General features: G+C 43.3%; 15 protein-coding genes. 8 read left to right on the top strand and 7 right to left on the bottom strand.

The window, feature by feature from the left end:
- Positions 1 to 31: 31 nt before the first annotated feature.
- Positions 32 to 1,555, bottom strand: a complete 1,524-nt coding sequence (gndA, locus tag DK187_RS00955) for an NADP-dependent phosphogluconate dehydrogenase (protein WP_111605449.1) — start codon at positions 1,553 to 1,555, stop codon at positions 32 to 34.
- A gap of 507 nt (positions 1,556 to 2,062) precedes the next feature.
- Between gndA and DK187_RS00950 the strand changes: the two genes are divergently transcribed.
- From DK187_RS00950 to DK187_RS00935, 4 genes are all read left to right on the top strand, one after another.
- A complete protein-coding gene (locus tag DK187_RS00950; RefSeq protein ID WP_111605448.1) occupies positions 2,063 to 3,619 on the top strand; it encodes a phosphoenolpyruvate carboxykinase in 1,557 nt (518 codons plus the stop codon).
- Between the two features lie 107 nt (positions 3,620 to 3,726).
- The gene (locus tag DK187_RS00945) at positions 3,727 to 4,506 is read left to right on the top strand and encodes a TatD family hydrolase (protein WP_111605447.1); all 780 of its coding nucleotides are present in this window, start codon (positions 3,727 to 3,729) and stop codon (positions 4,504 to 4,506) included.
- Positions 4,503 to 5,390, top strand: coding sequence for an SDR family oxidoreductase (locus DK187_RS00940; protein WP_111605446.1), 888 nt, complete (start codon positions 4,503 to 4,505; stop codon positions 5,388 to 5,390). Before DK187_RS00945 ends, DK187_RS00940 begins: the two co-directional genes overlap by 4 nt.
- A 40-nt stretch (positions 5,391 to 5,430) precedes the next feature.
- A complete protein-coding gene (locus DK187_RS00935; protein WP_111605445.1) occupies positions 5,431 to 5,847 on the top strand; it encodes a hypothetical protein in 417 nt (138 codons plus the stop codon).
- 11 nt (positions 5,848 to 5,858) lie between these two features.
- Here DK187_RS00935 and DK187_RS00930 read toward each other — a convergent pair whose 3' ends face one another.
- Entirely contained in the window at positions 5,859 to 6,710 is an 852-nt protein-coding gene (locus DK187_RS00930; RefSeq protein ID WP_111605444.1) for a hypothetical protein, read from the bottom strand.
- A gap of 18 nt (positions 6,711 to 6,728) precedes the next feature.
- Positions 6,729 to 7,268, bottom strand: coding sequence for a YceI family protein (locus DK187_RS00925; RefSeq protein ID WP_111605443.1), 540 nt, complete (start codon positions 7,266 to 7,268; stop codon positions 6,729 to 6,731).
- A gap of 139 nt (positions 7,269 to 7,407) precedes the next feature.
- Here DK187_RS00925 and DK187_RS00920 point away from each other — a divergent pair, with 139 nt between their 5' ends.
- Entirely contained in the window at positions 7,408 to 8,304 is an 897-nt protein-coding gene (locus tag DK187_RS00920; protein WP_111605442.1) for a LysR family transcriptional regulator, read from the top strand.
- A gap of 32 nt (positions 8,305 to 8,336) precedes the next feature.
- On the opposite strand, the gene DK187_RS00915 is transcribed toward DK187_RS00920, so the two are convergent.
- The 3 genes from DK187_RS00915 to DK187_RS00905 form a co-directional block, all read right to left on the bottom strand.
- Entirely contained in the window at positions 8,337 to 10,253 is a 1,917-nt protein-coding gene (locus tag DK187_RS00915; protein WP_111605441.1) for a beta-ketoacyl synthase, read from the bottom strand.
- A 148-nt stretch (positions 10,254 to 10,401) separates the two neighbouring features.
- Positions 10,402 to 11,271: a glucosaminidase domain-containing protein gene (locus DK187_RS00910; protein WP_111605440.1), complete on the bottom strand. Its 870-nt coding sequence runs from the start codon at positions 11,269 to 11,271 to the stop codon at positions 10,402 to 10,404.
- A gap of 164 nt (positions 11,272 to 11,435) precedes the next feature.
- The gene (locus tag DK187_RS00905; protein ID WP_111605439.1) at positions 11,436 to 12,407 is read right to left on the bottom strand and encodes a glutathione S-transferase family protein; all 972 of its coding nucleotides are present in this window, start codon (positions 12,405 to 12,407) and stop codon (positions 11,436 to 11,438) included.
- A gap of 110 nt (positions 12,408 to 12,517) precedes the next feature.
- Between DK187_RS00905 and DK187_RS00900 the strand changes: the two genes are divergently transcribed.
- From DK187_RS00900 to DK187_RS00890, 3 genes are all read left to right on the top strand, one after another.
- A complete protein-coding gene (locus DK187_RS00900; protein WP_111605438.1) occupies positions 12,518 to 13,675 on the top strand; it encodes a GGDEF domain-containing protein in 1,158 nt (385 codons plus the stop codon).
- 423 nt (positions 13,676 to 14,098) lie between these two features.
- Positions 14,099 to 14,743: a TetR/AcrR family transcriptional regulator gene (locus DK187_RS00895; protein WP_111605437.1), complete on the top strand. Its 645-nt coding sequence runs from the start codon at positions 14,099 to 14,101 to the stop codon at positions 14,741 to 14,743.
- Between the two features lie 13 nt (positions 14,744 to 14,756).
- Positions 14,757 to 15,377 (top strand): LysE family translocator, encoded by a 621-nt coding sequence (locus DK187_RS00890; protein ID WP_111605436.1) that lies wholly within the window; start codon positions 14,757 to 14,759, stop codon positions 15,375 to 15,377.
- Positions 15,378 to 15,498: 121 nt separating this feature from the next.
- Here DK187_RS00890 and upp read toward each other — a convergent pair whose 3' ends face one another.
- Positions 15,499 to 16,155, bottom strand: coding sequence for a uracil phosphoribosyltransferase (gene upp, locus DK187_RS00885; RefSeq protein ID WP_111605435.1), 657 nt, complete (start codon positions 16,153 to 16,155; stop codon positions 15,499 to 15,501).
- Between the last annotated feature and the right edge of the window lie 42 nt (positions 16,156 to 16,197).

Below are 16,197 nucleotides of genomic sequence, written 5' to 3'. Positions count from 1 at the left end.
TAAGTCAGCGTTTTTTAGTCGGAAAATAGCCTTACGCTTTGCGTTCCGGACGACCTTTTTCTTGCCAGTACGTGTGGAATTTTTGACCTGGTTCTGCGTCTACTCGCTCATAAGTATGGGCGCCAAAGTAATCGCGCTGTGCTTGCAATAAGTTAGCCGGTAGCACCTCTGAACGGTAGCCATCAAAATAAGCCAATGCCGAGAAGAAAGAGGGGGTTGGAACACCGGATTGCGCCGCAAGGACAACCGCTTTACGCAGACCTGATTGTTTCTTAGCCATAGCGTCGGCGAAGTAATCGCTTAGTAGCAGGTTCTCAAGCTCATGATTGTGATCAAATGCGTCGGCAATTTTCTGTAGGAAAGAGGCTCGAATAATGCAGCCACCGCGCCAGATTTTTGCGATATCACTGAAATTGAGCGTCCAGTCGTATTCTTTTTGAGCCGCGCGCATGATTTGGAAACCTTGTGCGTAAGCGCAAATTTTTGCGCAATATAGGGCCTCTTCAATCGCTTTTTCTACCTCTTCTGCGACAATGTCGCCGCTTTCTACATCGGCGGTTAATATGCCTGCTGCATGTTCGCGTTCACTGGTTAATGTACTCAGTGCGCGGGCGTAAACGGATTCACTGATAATGCCAGCTGGAACACCCATTTGTGTCGCGCTGATCGATGTCCAACGGCCAGTGCCTTTTTGCCCAGCACTGTCGAGAATCATGTCAACAAGGGGGGCGCCTGTTTTGTGGTCATATTGCTGTAGAATGTCGGCGCTGATTTCAACAAGGTAGCTGTTTAATACACCCTTATTCCATTTTTCAAATAACTTGCCAATTTCTTCTGGCTCGTAGCCAAGTAAAGAACGTAGCAAGTGATAAGCTTCACAAATAAGCTGCATGTCAGCATACTCAATGCCATTGTGAACCATTTTAACGTAGTGGCCAGCGCCATTTGGTCCTAAGTAAGCGGTACATGGTTCGCCTTCGGTCACAGGCTTGCCTGGTGTATTACTTTCAATTGGCTTGCCATTCTCATCGACTTTGGCCGCAACGGCTTCCCACATGGGTTGTAGGTATTTCCAAGAGTCAGCATCACCGCCTGGCATTAATGATGGGCCAAAGCGAGCACCGACTTCACCGCCTGATACGGCTGTGCCAAAGAATTTAAATTTTTCTTTGTATTCTGCTTCACGACGAATGGTGTCTGTCCATTGGCTGTTTCCGCAATCTACGACGATATCGTCCGCTTCTAATCCTGCATCAATTAGGCTTTGGCAAACAATATCAACCGGTTTTCCTGCCGGTACTAAAACCACAATCACACGAGGTTTGACTAGGTTTGACAGCATGTCTTCCATACTGGTACAGCCAATGATTCGCGCTTCTTTGGAAGATTCTGGGCGTTCAGCCGCTTCGGTGTCTAAAACGTCTTGTATTTTATGCGCGTCAAGATCAAAGCCTGCAACTCGGTAGCCATGGTCAGCTAAATTTAAGGCCAAGTTTTTACCCATGACACCCAGGCCGACAAACCCAATATTGCAGTTCTGATTTGTTTTTAACATAAATATTGATCAACCTTTTGGACAATTGGAGGGGAATTGAAGAAATAATCTTACCATGAAGCGGCGGGATTCAGGACATATTAGAGGTAAGAAAAATTCAAATAATTGTGTTTTTTTGATCTTTTTTAATAGAAACCTTACTTTTCAGGTGGCTTTTTCTCCGTAATTCGCTTCTCTATAGGGGCGTTTTTATGATGTTGCTAATGAGTAAGAACTTTCCCATTTAGTAGGAAGGCAACAAAAAAGAAAGAAAACTACAAAAATATTAGGCTGTATGAGGAGTTGCAGGATAGGTTGGTGCCATGTCAATGCGATTTTTTGATTAAAATCTTTATTTTTCATTGGGTTATGGTTTTTTTTAAAGTTTCAAAATGGTAATAAAATAACATATTGTTATAACAATATTTTTTTTTAGATTGTTTTGTTACTATCCTTTTCACAGTAAAAAACTTTCGCATAATAATAAATATGACCAGACAATCTTTATAGTTCAGAGGATCTAGCAACATGAACTCCGCATCAGACGTAATAACTATTCACACAAATTTAACGACGCCGCAGTTGGTTGAAAAAGCCTTGCAAAATGGCGAAGGTGTGCTTGCCGATAATGGCGCGCTTGTGGTTGAAACAGGCGCTCGTACTGGTCGTTCTCCTATGGATCGTTTTATCGTAGAAGAGGCGTCCAGCAAAGATAGCATTCATTGGGGGCCTGTTAACCGACCCTTCCCAGAGGCAAAATTTGCTCCTTTATGGGATCGAGTTGCCGCTTATTTGGATGGTAAAGAGTCGTTTGTGTCTAACATTCATGTTGGTGCGGGTGATGAATATTATTTGCCTGTCATTATGCGCACTGAAACAGCGTGGCATCAGTTGTTTGGGCGTAATTTATTTATTCGCCCTGATATTTATAATCCTTCTGACAAAGGTGAGTGGCAAATTTTAAATGCGCCAAATTTTGTTTGTGAGCCGGAACGTGATGGCACTAATTCAGATGGTTGCGTGATTTTGAACTTTGCTGAGCGCAAAGTGCTTATCGCGGGTATGCGTTACGCTGGCGAAATGAAAAAAGCCATGTTCTCTGTGCAAAACTACTTGTTGCCAGCTTATGATGTATTGCCAATGCATTGTGCGGCTAACGTTGGTACAGAAGACGATGTCACTCTATTCTTTGGTTTGTCTGGAACCGGGAAAACTACCTTGTCTGCCGATCCTGAGCGCTTTCTAATTGGTGATGATGAGCACGGTTGGGGGAAAGATACGGTTTTCAATATTGAAGGCGGTTGCTACGCCAAAACCATCGATCTTTCGCAAAAAAATGAGCCAATTATTTGGGATGCGATTAAATTCGGTACTATCGTTGAAAACGTGGTACTAGATCCTAAGACTCGTGTGGCGGATTACGCCGATACGTCTTTGACTCAAAATGGTCGTGCTGGCTACCCTCGGGAGCACATTGAAAAGCGTGCAGCAGGTAATCGTGCTGGTGAACCGAATGCCATTATCTTTTTAACCTGTGACTTAACTGGTGTTCTGCCTCCTGTTTCTATTTTGACGAAAGAGGCGGCTGCGTACCATTTTTTGAGTGGTTACACCGCACTGGTTGGTTCCACTGAAATGGGGGCTGGTACAGGCATTAAGTCAACTTTCTCCACTTGTTTTGGAGCGCCTTTCTTCCCACGTTCAGCTGATGTGTATGCGGATCTTTTGATTAAGCGTATTGAGGAGTTTGGTAGCAAGGTTTACCTAGTCAATACTGGTTGGACGGGGGGCGCACATGGTAAAGGTGGTAAACGCTTTAGCATTCCAACGACCCGTGCAGTGATTGCAGCGATTCAGTCTGGTGTGTTAGTTGATGCAGAAACAGAGCATCTAGCGGATGTCAATCTTGATGTGCCAACTCAGGTGCCAGGTGTGGATAGTATTTTGTTAAATCCACGGAAAACATGGTCGGATCAGGCGGCTTATGAGGCGCAAGCTAAGCACTTAATCTCCCAATTTGTTGAAAACTTTAAAAAGTTTGATTCAGTCTCAGAGTCTATTGTGAAAGCGGGTCCTTCTCTTTAAGCGCCTCCGCATTATTTTTAAAAAGCCGCGCTAAATGCGCGGCTTTTTTATGTCTGATTGCTTTATAATTTAGCACTTGTCCTCTGAAATCATGTAATCTTTTGTGTATGTTGATTGATAGCCATTGTCACTTTGATTTTGATGTATTTGATGGGTCTCGCGATGCCTTAATGTGGCGTTGTCTTGAGCAAGGGGTGGTGGGTTTTTTGGTGCCAGCAACCACTCATGCAAGCTGGTCAAAATTAGAGTCTCTGATTGAGTCTTACCCATCATGGCGTGCAGCTTATGGATTGCATCCTTATTTTTTGGAAGGGGCTTTGCTAAGTCAGATAGATTTACTGGGTGCGCAATGTGAGAAAAGTAAGGTGGTTGCTGTGGGTGAAATAGGCTTAGATTGTTGGCCTAATGCGGTAGATATGAGAACCCAAGTGGATTTTTTCTCGCGCCAGTTACAAGTTGCTAAATTGTTGAAATTACCCGTTATTTTGCACGCTAGGAAAAGTTATGATCTAGTGTTTAAATGCTTGCGTGACGCGGAATTTAAAGAAGGCGGAGTGGTGCACGCTTTTAATGGTAGTCTTGAACAGGCTAAGCGTTTTTTAGGATTGGGTTTTGTGTTGGGAATTGGCGGAACTATTACCTATCCAAGAGCAAAAAAGGCGCATAGAGTATTGGCCTCATTGGATAGTCGGGATTTTATTCTTGAAACTGACTCGCCTGATATGCCGATTCAGGGGTTTCAGGGGCAAACAAATACACCTCTCTCTATTCCTTTGATTGCACAGAGTGCGGCAATAATAAGAGATGAGAGTGTCGAACAGATTACGGCTCAGACATATGATAATCTACTTAGGGTTTTTCCTAAGTGGCGTGAGGACTTACTTTGAATAATATACAAGATATTAATGCCCCTATTCGCATTCTCCTCTTAGGCAGTAATACTGAGGTGGGGTCATCTTTATTATCGCTTTCTGCAGGCAGAAATGAGTTTGAATGGTTGTGCCCAGAAGAGTCATTGTTGCTGGATGTAACAAGGAGGGCGGAATTAGATGCTATGTCGTTTGATGTTGTCATCGATGCGTTAAGTCTTCGTCACGCGCTGCAGAGTGATTATACAAAGTTTCAATCGACGCTACGCTACTTGAGTGAGCAGGGTAGAGCGTCCTTGATAATGCTGAGTAGCGCGCGAGTTTTTTCGGGTAGTAAGGACGTTCCTTACTCTGAAGTTGATGTGCCAGACAGCTCAGACCCTTACGCCTTAGCATTAATTGAAGCCGAGAAAATTGTCTTGAGTCATCCTGAGAACATCGTGCTACGCACTGGGTGGTTGTTTAGTGGAAAAGGAGATGACTTTGTCTGCAGAACCCTTGGACTTATTCAAGATGGCGTTAACCTTGCTTATAAAGACGATTTGATCGGCAGTCCAACGCCCGTATCCGACTTGGTTCGGGTCATTTTGTCCGTGGTGAAGCAAGGTCACTATGGTGCGAAAAATAAAGGTGTGTACCATTATTGCTGTGCTGAGGAGATCAGTTGGGTGGGGTTAGTCGAGGCGATTGTCGCGACATCAAGCCAATTTGATCCCAAAGCACAGGTTGAAGTAGAAGCGATCAGTGATGCGTTCCCCGAAGTGCCGGATATGGTGGTGATGAAGCGGCAGTCGCTGTCTTGTCGAAAAATATTTAATCATTTTGGTGTAAAGCAGCGCCCATGGCGATCTAAATTACGCAATTTAGTCAAAGAATTATATCAAGCTGGCAGTAGCTGCTAGTTGTTTACTTTTTTAAGCAGACGGAATCATAGGGGATGACGTGTACAAAATAAATTATAAAGCGGTTGTGTTGGCTTTTATTCTCCAAGTGCTTGCTGGCGTGGTTTGGTATGCTTCAACGCCAGTTAAATTTTTAGGCCGACCTGTGTGGGAGGATGTATCTGCACAGCCTTCTACTGGGATGATCTTGTTATTTGTGTTTTCTTGTTTCACTTGCCTATTTTTTACCGCTTGGATACTTGCAAGGGTCAAGGGTATCTCAGGGAGTGGTCAGTTTTTTTTAGTAATAGGCATGTGGTTATTTATAGTCTTACCGAATCATTTTTTTATCAGCATGCAGCTTCATTTCAATGAGTCTGAGGTGTGGTATTTGTTGTCTTATGGCGCCGTTAATAGCGTCATAGCGGCAATCATACTGCCACTATGGCGCTCTTCTCGATCAATATTTAAAAACTAGAGATCGACAAACTAATACAAGCTGCTTTCCGGCCAAATCAGCCATAAACTAAATGCGCTGATTATGCCGCTAATAACCACTTGACTGACCACAATGTGACTGATTTTGTTTGTAAATAACAGAATCAGTGGTGTGACGAATAGGCTGGCACTTAGCATTAGCATGACGTGTAAAGGAATATCGGCCAGGATATGACTTTGTGTAATCAGCCCACCCAATATTAAAAGCGCTGGGATATAAACGTTGTGTTGAGTGTGTTTTGTTAAGTAACTGACTATAACATAACCCAACATGGCCGCAGCGAACGCTCCTAGTAATTGCCCAATCAACAAACTGCCGCCAATGGACACCACTGGAGCAGCACTTCCAGCCACAATCATCAAGCCGATAGGCGAAAGAAAGTTACCTAAACTACGCGTTTCATATTGATATGATTTTTGTGTTTTAGGAGAGAGAAGGTAATAACACACGACGATCAGCGAGGAGGCTGCCGCCCAACTTAAGCTTGTTATAAAACCTGCATGTTTTAGTACAGGATTTAGCAAAAAGAAAAACGATAGTCCGGACAGAAGAAAAAGTGCGCTATTTGTGATAGCTGGCACTTTTAGTTTACTGATGCACAACAGCGATATTATGCCAATGACTATCGTTACTGCGTAATAATCAATGGCTTGGTTTGGTGGAAAACTCAGGCCTGAATGAATCAGGCTGAGTCCGACAATGAATCCACCAAGATAACCAAGGTACGATGAGGCACGTAACAATTTACCAGCGACAAAGCTGACTATGAGTGCGGCGATAAAAGGGTAAACCGCCGTATGCAATAACATCAGCAGGTTTGTATTACTGGCTTCTTGATACATGTTTGCTTCCTTAGCGAATTATTGGCGGATGCCTTCCACATAAACATCGATTTCTGTTTTATCAGAAACACCGGGGATAAAGTAAGTGATGCCGAAATCGCTGCGGTTGATTTCAGTACTTGCTTCAAAGCCTGCACGGTAGCCACCCCATGGGTCGCTGCCTTCGCCTACTTTGTCGACATCAAAGCTAACGGTTTTGGTAACGCCATGTAGGGTTAGTTCGCCTGTTAACGTTTCGCCATCAAAGGAAGTACTTTTGAAAGTGAGTGTTGGGAATTGTTTGACGTTAAGAAAATCTGGGCTGCGTAGGTGTTTGTCACGAGCTTCGTGATTGGTATCAATGCTGTCGGTGTTGATCACAAAGTTTGCGTTACCTGATTTGCCATCGTCAGAATAAGAAAAATCGCCTTCAAACGTGTTAAAGCGTCCTACAGTGGTGCTCACACCTAAGTGGCCTACTTCGAAAGTAACGGCAGAGTGGGCGGGATCAATTTTATAATCGGCTGCCATGGTAATGCTTGAGGCAAGAGCAAGGGCACTGATAGTGAATACTTTCATTTTGTTTTTCCTTGTGTCTAGTTTAAAGATGACTCTAGTCTAGAGTGTTTTTATTAATAAATAATCCAATCAAAAAACAATTCAATATTAACTAAAAAGAAATGATAATAGGGGAACTTTCAGTTTAATGGGTGAGTGAATGGATAAACTACAGGCTATGAAGGTTTTTTGTCGTGTGTATGAGGCAGAAAGTTTTAAATTAGCCAGTGAGACGCTGGCGATCTCTCGTCCTATGGTGACGCGTTATATCAATTCTATTGAGGAGGAGTTAGGTACTAAGCTTCTGCAGCGAAATACGCGTAATATTAGCATTACACACGCTGGCCGTAAGTATTATCAGCATTGTATGGCGATACTTGATGCCATTGAGGAAGCGGAAAATGAAATTGGTGAGTTAACGCAAAAGCCAAAAGGCCTGTTAAAGATCAGTGTGCCTATGGACTTTGGTTTGTCTCATATTGTGCCTTTGTTAGATCGGTTTAGCCGCTTATATCCACAAATTGAATTGGATGTAGATTTCACCGATAAGCGTGTTGATATGACAGAGTCTGGGGTGGACATCGCGATTCGAGGTGGTGATTTAGGCGGTGATCAATTTGTGGCCCGGCCCCTGTGTCATCTAACGGGGTTTGTTTGCGCGTCACCAAGCTATATTTTAGAAAAAGGAGAACTGAAAGATTTAGAGGATTTAAAGCATCATTCCTGTCTGCTTTATAATAATTCTCAGATCCCAGATCGTTGGTCGCTAACCGATAGCGAAGGCGTGTCTCGAACGGTAAGTGTTTCTGGTGCGTTGAGGGCGAACAATGGCAGTGCATTGACACGATTTGCGTTAGCAGGGCTTGGTATTATTTATCAGCCAGATTTTTTGGTGGCTAAATACATTGAGTCGGGGGAGTTGGTTAATATGTTGCCGAGTTATAAAGGTTATGAGTTTAACTTTTACGCTATCTATCCACAAAGAAAGTTAATGTCTAGAAAAACGCGATTATTGTTAACGTTTTTACAGCAAGAGTTAACCAACACAAAATTCTAGCCGTGTTGGTTAACTCTACTGCGAATAACCGCTTAGCTTAGATCACTAAATTCATTTTCTGTGTTGAGATCGACCGGCATTTCATAGCCTGGTAAGCGGATTTCTTTGTCTGTAATCTCTAACTCTTCACCACCTAGTACGTTAAAGCCAAACTTATAGATTGGTAAGGTTTCCCCTCGAATCGTTGCTTGGTTGTACTCTTCTGCCACGTTAACAACCTCTGCTTTTTTAGTTTGGTAAGCATCAAGTTGCTCCGCTGTGTAGCGTTTACTTAGCATCTTCATCGCTTGGTTGGGTGATAACAAAACGGCTGTTGCGTTGTTGCCTCCAAACCCTTTTGAGTTTAAGAGAGCTGCATCAAAATAGTCTTTTCCGTAAGCTTCGTGTTTTAGTTGAAACTTTAAGCCTTCTTGATACACATCGTCTGCGATTTCATGTGATGTCGTGATACCTGGCAAAATACCATCTTTCCACACACCCAACGATAAATGAAGTTGATCACCACCGGCGGTTCCTTGGGAGTGCCCAAGAAAGGCTTTCATGGCCACAACAGGTATGCCTGTTGCACCAAAGCTGGTCGCCGCTTTGCTAAGCACATGAGATTCTGTTATGCGGTTTTGTGGCGTGCTTGTACCGTGCGCTTGAATAAAGGTACGTTGCGTTAAACCATCATTGCCAATGATATTTTGCAAATACGCCATGGCTTTGCTCATGGTTAAATAATTGCCAATACCAGGTGCCGAGATGGATTTTTTATGTCCGTCAGCATAAGAAAAGACCGCTGGGATAGCGCCAAATATTTGCGCTCCCAGTTCAATGGCGAGTTCATCGTCCATTAACAGGGTCCATTGGCTTGATTCTCCGATCGTAAAACCGCAGTTTTGAGCAAATGGTCGACAGCTACGAGTGTGGTCTGGTTCTTCTTGGTTGGTGATTTGATCCAGAGCCAACAATGCGGTGTCTTCCGCCAGCGCTCCCATTGTTCTAAATCCTTCGATAATTTCGGGTGTGATAGGCGCATCACTGCCACCGACCATAGCAACGCGGAACTTGCCCGATTTGATACCGTCAATGGCTTTTTCCAAGTTGAAGAAATAAGTGGCACAAGCACCAATAGCAGTCCCTACATTACCCACACTGCCTAGTATGTAGGCGTTAACAAAGTCGGCTGGCATCTGAGCGTAACCAAGAGGCAAATGTTTGGATGTGGTACGTTTGCCCATTAAGGCCGATTTTAACATACCGCCAAATCCAAGATCGTCCATTTGACCAATGGAGTTAGCCGCATAGACAGCCATCTGATCGGGAGCCACTTTGCTGCGGATGGTTTCCCAATCAATCCCACTGCTTTTAATGGCATCAGAAGCGCCATATACCGTCATTTGTAAACCGCGAGGGTGGTTTCGGCTTTGGTATAATTTGGACGGATCAAAGCCTGTTGGCAGCTGACCGGCTGCTTTTACGGACAACGGCCTAGTGTCCTTTATGAAGGTTTCCAAATTACCATCGACGACAACTTCACTCAAACTGTCCGATATTTCAGTTACCTGCCAATTGGTCGGTCGATCACTAGGAAGAGATCTTGTTTTAATGGTAAAACTTAATTTCTCTTCCGATTGATTGGCTTGTAATACCGTCGATTTGTGTAATACCACATGATCTACGTCGAATAGGCTTGGGTGAATGCGACGAATCAGAGTGCGTGCAAGTAGAGATTCACCAATACTATCAATCAGTGCGGCAGCGTCTAGCGCTTCACCACTTTTTGTGTGCCAAAGTCCATTTTTGTGTTCAGCCATGTCGGTGATGGTCGCAAGATCAAGTATAACATCCTGCTGGATTGAATTTGGCAGAAGATCAAAGACAATTCGACGATATGCTTGATGTGATGAGGTACGACCAGCCGAATTGATTCCGCCAAAGCCAACAATAACAGGTAAACGGGCCAATTGAATTTCCTCGTTTGATGAGTGGGTGAAATATTACGATATTGTAATGAAGGGGGTGATGCTTAGCCACCCCGCGTATGATAATTTCGTAACAATAAATTGCATTTTATTACATATAGGCCTGTTTAGGCTGAGAGCTTTGTTGGATTTATTGTGGCTCTGCTGTCTGTTGGGAGCGATTGAAACGCCACAACTTGTTATAATTAATTAAACCTTCTATTTCTTCAACATACGCTTGGCCACGTTCTGAATAACGTTGTAAACCATGTACTAGGCCTAGGCCTGTAATTTCTTCGTTGTTGTCACGTAATTCGGCGCGCGCCGCTCGCAATTCTTTATAGGCTGCGTTTGTATTTAAGTTGTCTATGTACGCAAAGACAGACTCACGGGCATCGTTAAACTTGCGAACTTCATGATCCGCATCGCTGTCCCTTGATTCTGGCACTAGGCCACAGCCCTTGCGAAAACACCATTGTCCAAAATAGTTGCTTCCTTCTGTCGCAAAGCGGGAAGTTCCCCACGCGGATTCATTTGCGGCCTGGGCTAATACTAGGGAAACAGGAATAATATCTAGTCGACTCAGCAGAACTTTAATGTCTTCTTTTGAATAATTATCAAGTTTTTTTAGTTTCAGGTCTTGCCGAAGAGAAGAGATCCATTTTCTATTTTTATTTGACAACTTTTTACTGCTGTTGAGTAAAGCGATTAAGCGTTCACGGTCTTTTAAAATAAGGTTGTTTTTTTCATTTACAAACGGAGACAAGTAGTCAAAAAATGCGTTTTTGCGTTCACTGATGTCTGTGATAGCCGCAAAATCTGGGCGGCTGGTTTCTATGGGGTGTGATTTAAAGTAGCTTTTTTCGTTCGAGGTTGCTTCTTCAGCGTCTTGAGATGACTCTCTTGATTCTGGGGCTTCTTCTTTATAGGAGCGTTCGGCATCACTTTTAAAAGGGCCTGCTTTTATCCACAGAATAAATATCAGTGCAAAGGAGATAGTCCACAGTATTCTTTTTTCCATAAGCCACAACTCTCAAGTATTTATATTTTTCTAGCAAGCGCTACTTATGGCTGGCTAAAGCGAATAAAAAGTGAGCGTATTATCCTTAAAAAGCACTCACTTTAATAGACTTTAAACTTAGGCTTCTTGAATTTACCTTAATTCCCTTTTTAGTCCTCTCACTCTCAATTAAAGAGTGTAGCAGGTCCGGCAGGAACAAGCTGGGTGGGATTGATGGTTTTATGGCTGTAGTAATAATGGCGTTTGATATGCTGTAAATTGACCGTGCTCGCTATATTGGGCACCTCGTAAAGACGTTTCAAATACGCATTAAGATGTGGGTAGTCTAAAATGCGCTTTATATTGCATTTAAAGTGACCAAAATAGACCGCATCGAAACGAATGAGGGTGGTAAAGAGCCGCCAATCTGCTTCAGTTTGTTCATCCCCGAGCAAATAAAGGCGATCTGATAGACGTATTTCCAAGAAGTCCAGTGTGTCAAACAGAGGCGTTAATGCCTCCTCATAAGCGTCTTGAGTTGTGGCAAAGCCGCATTTATACACCCCATTGTTGACCGTGTTGTAAATACGTTCGTTGATCTCATCTATCTCTGCCGCTTTTTCTGCGGGGTAAAAATCGAGGGTATTGCCTGTGATGTCATTAAATGCATGATTAAAGATGCGGATGATGTCTGCCGATTCATTAGACACTATAGTTTGACGCTCTTTGTCCCATAAAATCGGAACGGTGACTCTACCGCTGTAATTGGGTTCTGCTTTGGTATAGAGCTGATAAGCAAAATCAAAATGATGCAATGGGTCGCCCATCGTCACGTTTGGGTCGTCAAAATGACGATCTTGCTTAAACTCCCAGCCATTTTCGAGCATGTCAGGGTGCACGCAGCTGATGCTGATAATCTCTTCTAACTGCTTGAGCTTGATGAATGCTAAGGCACGGTGCGCCCATGGACAGGCGAGTGAAATGTACAGGTGGTAGCGTCCCTTTTGAGCAGGAAAATGACCAGCATCATTTGAGTTATACGTATTTTTTGGGTAAATCCAATTTCTGAACGCCGACTCGCTGCGAACAAATTTACCTTGATTTGCTTTTGTGTCATACCACTGATCAACCCATTTTCCGTCGACAAGTAATCCCATTTTTTTTTCCTTTAATTTAGAATTCACATTATTATTGATGAAAATGAATCGTTTTCGGGGCAATATATTGGTCGTATTTAATCGAATGATTCGATGGGTTTGATTTTTTTATGTCCGAACGTTTAAGTTCATTGTTAGTGCCTTGCTTCATTCTTCTAGTCAGTATCTACGCTAGTTTGTATGTTAGTGCGTTGCCACCTTTGTGGTTTAGTTTGCTGCCTTTATTGCCGTTTATCTTATCCGGTGTTGCGATTCTCCTTGCTTGGCACTTTAACAAAGGCCGAGTGTTAATCCTTATCTTGTTGCTTTTGATTCCCAAACTGTATGGGGATTTTGATCAACAGGCGTCACTAACAGCGTATTTGGTGGTGTCGTGTTTTTGCATTGCCTTGCTAAGTTTTGTGCCAGAAAGAGGTTTTTTTAATCGCTTTGCGGCAAATCGTATTCTGTTTGTGTTTATGTTGGTTTGCTGGTGCTATGCGATAGAACGTAGCTGGGTGTCTTTTGCCTTTTTGGATAGTACTTTTTTTAACACCAGCGTGAGTTGGTCAACTATTTTACTCTGGTGTGTATTGATTGTTAGCTTGTCGGCGATAGGTCTCGCTTGGTGGTTGAGTGGGGAGGTCTTTCTGGCTAGTGGGTTGGTGAGTATCGTCAGTCTGCTGATCATTAGTCACTTTGTTTCATCCAGTGTTCAGTTTGATGCTTTATTGTCTGCGCAGTTTCTGTTGTGGATTTGGTTTTTACTGATGGAAAGTCACCGAATGGCGTATTTAGACGATATGACTAAGTTACCAGGTCGGCGCGCATTAAATGAGCAACTTGTTGGGCTGCCTAAACAATACGCTATTGCAATGGTCGATGTGGATCATTTCAAGTCATTCAATGACACTTATGGCCATGATATGGGCGATAAAGTGCTGAAAAGCGTGGCGTCTGTGTTGAAGCAACATGCTAGCCCTGGTCGGGCATTTCGTTATGGTGGGGAAGAATTTACGATTGTATTCCGAGGTCGACACCTTGGGGATGTTGAGCATGTTTTAGAATTGGTGCGTAAGAATATTGAGGCCACTTTTGTTAAGGTATTTGACCCTAAAAAGAAAAAGGACGTAGAGGTTAACGTGACAGCCAGTCTTGGTGTTGCTTTTGCGGGCCAAGGTGAGTCGCCAGATTCTGTGCTAAAACGAGCTGATGACGCCTTGTATCAGTCAAAAAAGAAAGGAAGAAACCGTGTTTCCAAGTCCACTTTGCCTAGAAAAATACCGTAATCTAAAATAATTGATCAATCGGTCAATTATTTTCATTCCACCTATTGCACCGCAATGTCTCTTGTTTAATAATGAATCTACTTATTTAAAAGTGAGTGTATGTGGCTTTAATCTTCATACCTTCACTTAAGGTTGCTGTCAGAAGTAACCTTAAAGAACATTGAGATGCGCATTTTTTATGCGCCTCGATTACAGTGCCAACGTGGTGTAGCAGTTAGCCCAGTGACGAATGCCTATAGTCATGAAGGTCTCTGCTACGAGGGGAAATGGGGAGCTTCGGCTCCCTTTTTTTTAGGCTGATTTTTCTTATCGCTTCGTGTCAATTCTAAAGAATGTTATCCTTCCGCTGGTATCGCGCAGGATGATAAGTCGATATCTATTACTTTCCCCCCTTTAGTAAAAAATACATTGTGAGGCCAACCATTGAGTGAAGATAAACGACCAAAAGATCAGTTAAAAGCGCATATTCGTGCGCAAAATCAAGCTCTTATTCTGGAAACGTCTGAGCGTGTTTTTGCGCGACAGGGGCTTGCGAAAACAACGACGCAAATGATCGCTGATGAAGCGGGTCTCCCTAAAGCCAATGTGCATTATTACTATCGCTCTAAAAAAGATTTACTAGAAGCAGTGTTGGAGCGCATTCTGCGCTTATGGCTGGATTCTGTCAGTGAGTTTAATCTTGAAGAAGGCCCCAAGCGCAATTTAACGCGTTACATTAGCGAAAAAATAGATCAATCTCGTATCAATAAAAACGCCTCGAAAATTTTTGCTATGGCGCTGATCGGTGAAGAGCATTTTGTTTTGGATTATCTACGAAACTTATTTGTCACTGAGTTGAAGCGAGAGAAAGCCACTATTCAAGTGTGGGTTGAGAAGGGATTAATGGCGCCAGTATCGACGGAGCATCTTTTTATCAGTATTTGGGCGATGACGCAGACTTATGCCGATTTTGATGCCCAAGTGAAAATAATGCTGCAAAAAGACGAGCTAGACGAGAGTGACTTTGATGAGGCGAAGCAGTTTATTACTCGTATGGTATTAGCGGGTTGTGGTGTGGTTGAGCATTAATTGAGGACAGGTTATGACATTAGAAAGTGGGATTACGTTCTTTTTGGCCATCTTTATTTTTAGCATTACCCCAGGCCCTGGTGTGTTTGCTATTTTGGCTAGAAGCATGTCTAAAGGCGCGCGAGCCAGTATTTCCTTGAGTGCTGGAATGGTATTGAGTGATATTGTCTATTTGGTGATGGCGTGTTTTGGTTTGGCGGCCATTGCGTCTGCTTGGGAAGATCTTTTTTTAGTGATTCGTTATGCCGGTGCGGCGTACCTGATTTATCTGGGTTGGAAAATGTGGGTGTCACCAGTAGCCGCCGCCTCTTCAGAAAACGATGCGCATACAGAAACGAATCAAATCGCAAGTTTTATTCAGGGCTTTATGATATCGGCGTCTAATCCCAAAGTGATTTTGTTTTATGTGGCTTTTTTACCGACCTTTATGGACCTGACTGTATTGAGCGGCTTTGATATTGTGTTGGCTTCGGTGCTGGCGTCGGCTGGACTTATGTTGGGGTTGACGATTATTTCTGTGAGCGCCTCACAGGCGCGACGTTTTATGAAATCAGAGCGCTCAATGAAGGTATTAAACCGAACAGCCGGGGGGATTATGGCTAGTGCGGGGGCGTTTCTTGCGCTAAAAAGCTAGCCCTTTTTCCATGATCAAACAAGGGCTGTTACTCAACGTAATAGCCATTGCTCAACATAATATAAGCCGCCTATTTTTAGATCAATAAGGCGGCTTATTGTTTTATATTGGTTGCTAACGATTAACGCGTGCCGTAAATGCGGTCGCCTGCATCACCAACACCTGGACGAATATAAGCATGTTCATCAAGGCCACGATCGATAGAGCCTATGTACATAGCCACATCAGGGTGTGCCGCTTTAAACGCTTGAATCCCTTCAGGTGCTGCAAACAAACAGATAAAACGAATGTCAGTGGCGCCCATCGCTTTCATTTTTTCGATTGCCATGATCGCAGAGTTACCGGTTGCGAGCATAGGGTCGACCACAATAATGGTACGTTCGTTAACGGAATGTGGCATTTTTAGATAGTATTCAACTGGTTGTTTCGTTTCTGGGTCACGATACAAGCCAACGTGTCCAACTCGAGCGGAAGGCGACAGTTTCAATACCCCCTCAGCCAAGCCGTTTCCTGCTCTCATGATGGTAACGATACAAAGCTTTTTACCTTTTAAAACTGGGCACATGGCTTTTTCAAGAGGGGTTTCTATTTCAACGTCAGTCGTTTCTAAATCGCGTGTTGCTTCGTAGCCTATTAGTGTGCCGAGTTCTTCTACCAGCATTCGGAATTCACGTGTGCTGGTGTTTTTGTCGCGAAGACTAGTGAGTTTGTGCTTCACAAAAGGGTGTTTGATCACAAATATATCGTTGTAAGCCTTAAGGAGTTCATCGCGGGTCATTAGCCTTTCCTTTTTTGATCACTTTGGAAGTGTGAGATTGAT

Origin of the sequence: Marinomonas arctica, assembly GCF_003259225.1 — a bacterium.
Taxonomy (GTDB): domain Bacteria; phylum Pseudomonadota; class Gammaproteobacteria; order Pseudomonadales; family Marinomonadaceae; genus Marinomonas; species Marinomonas arctica.
The sequence above is the reverse complement of the archived record's forward strand: the minus strand, read 5'-3'. Positions and strand labels throughout refer to the sequence as shown.

Excerpts from the sequence above, each read along its gene's own strand:
- gndA (WP_111605449.1), bottom strand. The coding sequence starts at position 1,555 with ATGTTAAAAACAAATCAGAACTGCAATATTGGGTTTGTCGGCCTGGGT.
- DK187_RS00950 (WP_111605448.1), top strand. The coding sequence starts at position 2,063 with ATGAACTCCGCATCAGACGTAATAACTATTCACACAAATTTAACGACG.
- DK187_RS00945 (WP_111605447.1), top strand. The coding sequence starts at position 3,727 with ATGTTGATTGATAGCCATTGTCACTTTGATTTTGATGTATTTGATGGG.
- DK187_RS00930 (WP_111605444.1), bottom strand. The coding sequence starts at position 6,710 with ATGTATCAAGAAGCCAGTAATACAAACCTGCTGATGTTATTGCATACG.
- DK187_RS00925 (WP_111605443.1), bottom strand. The coding sequence starts at position 7,268 with ATGAAAGTATTCACTATCAGTGCCCTTGCTCTTGCCTCAAGCATTACC.
- DK187_RS00920 (WP_111605442.1), top strand. The coding sequence starts at position 7,408 with ATGGATAAACTACAGGCTATGAAGGTTTTTTGTCGTGTGTATGAGGCA.
- DK187_RS00910 (WP_111605440.1), bottom strand. The coding sequence starts at position 11,271 with ATGGAAAAAAGAATACTGTGGACTATCTCCTTTGCACTGATATTTATT.
- DK187_RS00905 (WP_111605439.1), bottom strand. The coding sequence starts at position 12,407 with ATGGGATTACTTGTCGACGGAAAATGGGTTGATCAGTGGTATGACACA.
- DK187_RS00900 (WP_111605438.1), top strand. The coding sequence starts at position 12,518 with ATGTCCGAACGTTTAAGTTCATTGTTAGTGCCTTGCTTCATTCTTCTA.
- DK187_RS00890 (WP_111605436.1), top strand. The coding sequence starts at position 14,757 with ATGACATTAGAAAGTGGGATTACGTTCTTTTTGGCCATCTTTATTTTT.
- upp (WP_111605435.1), bottom strand. The coding sequence starts at position 16,155 with ATGACCCGCGATGAACTCCTTAAGGCTTACAACGATATATTTGTGATC.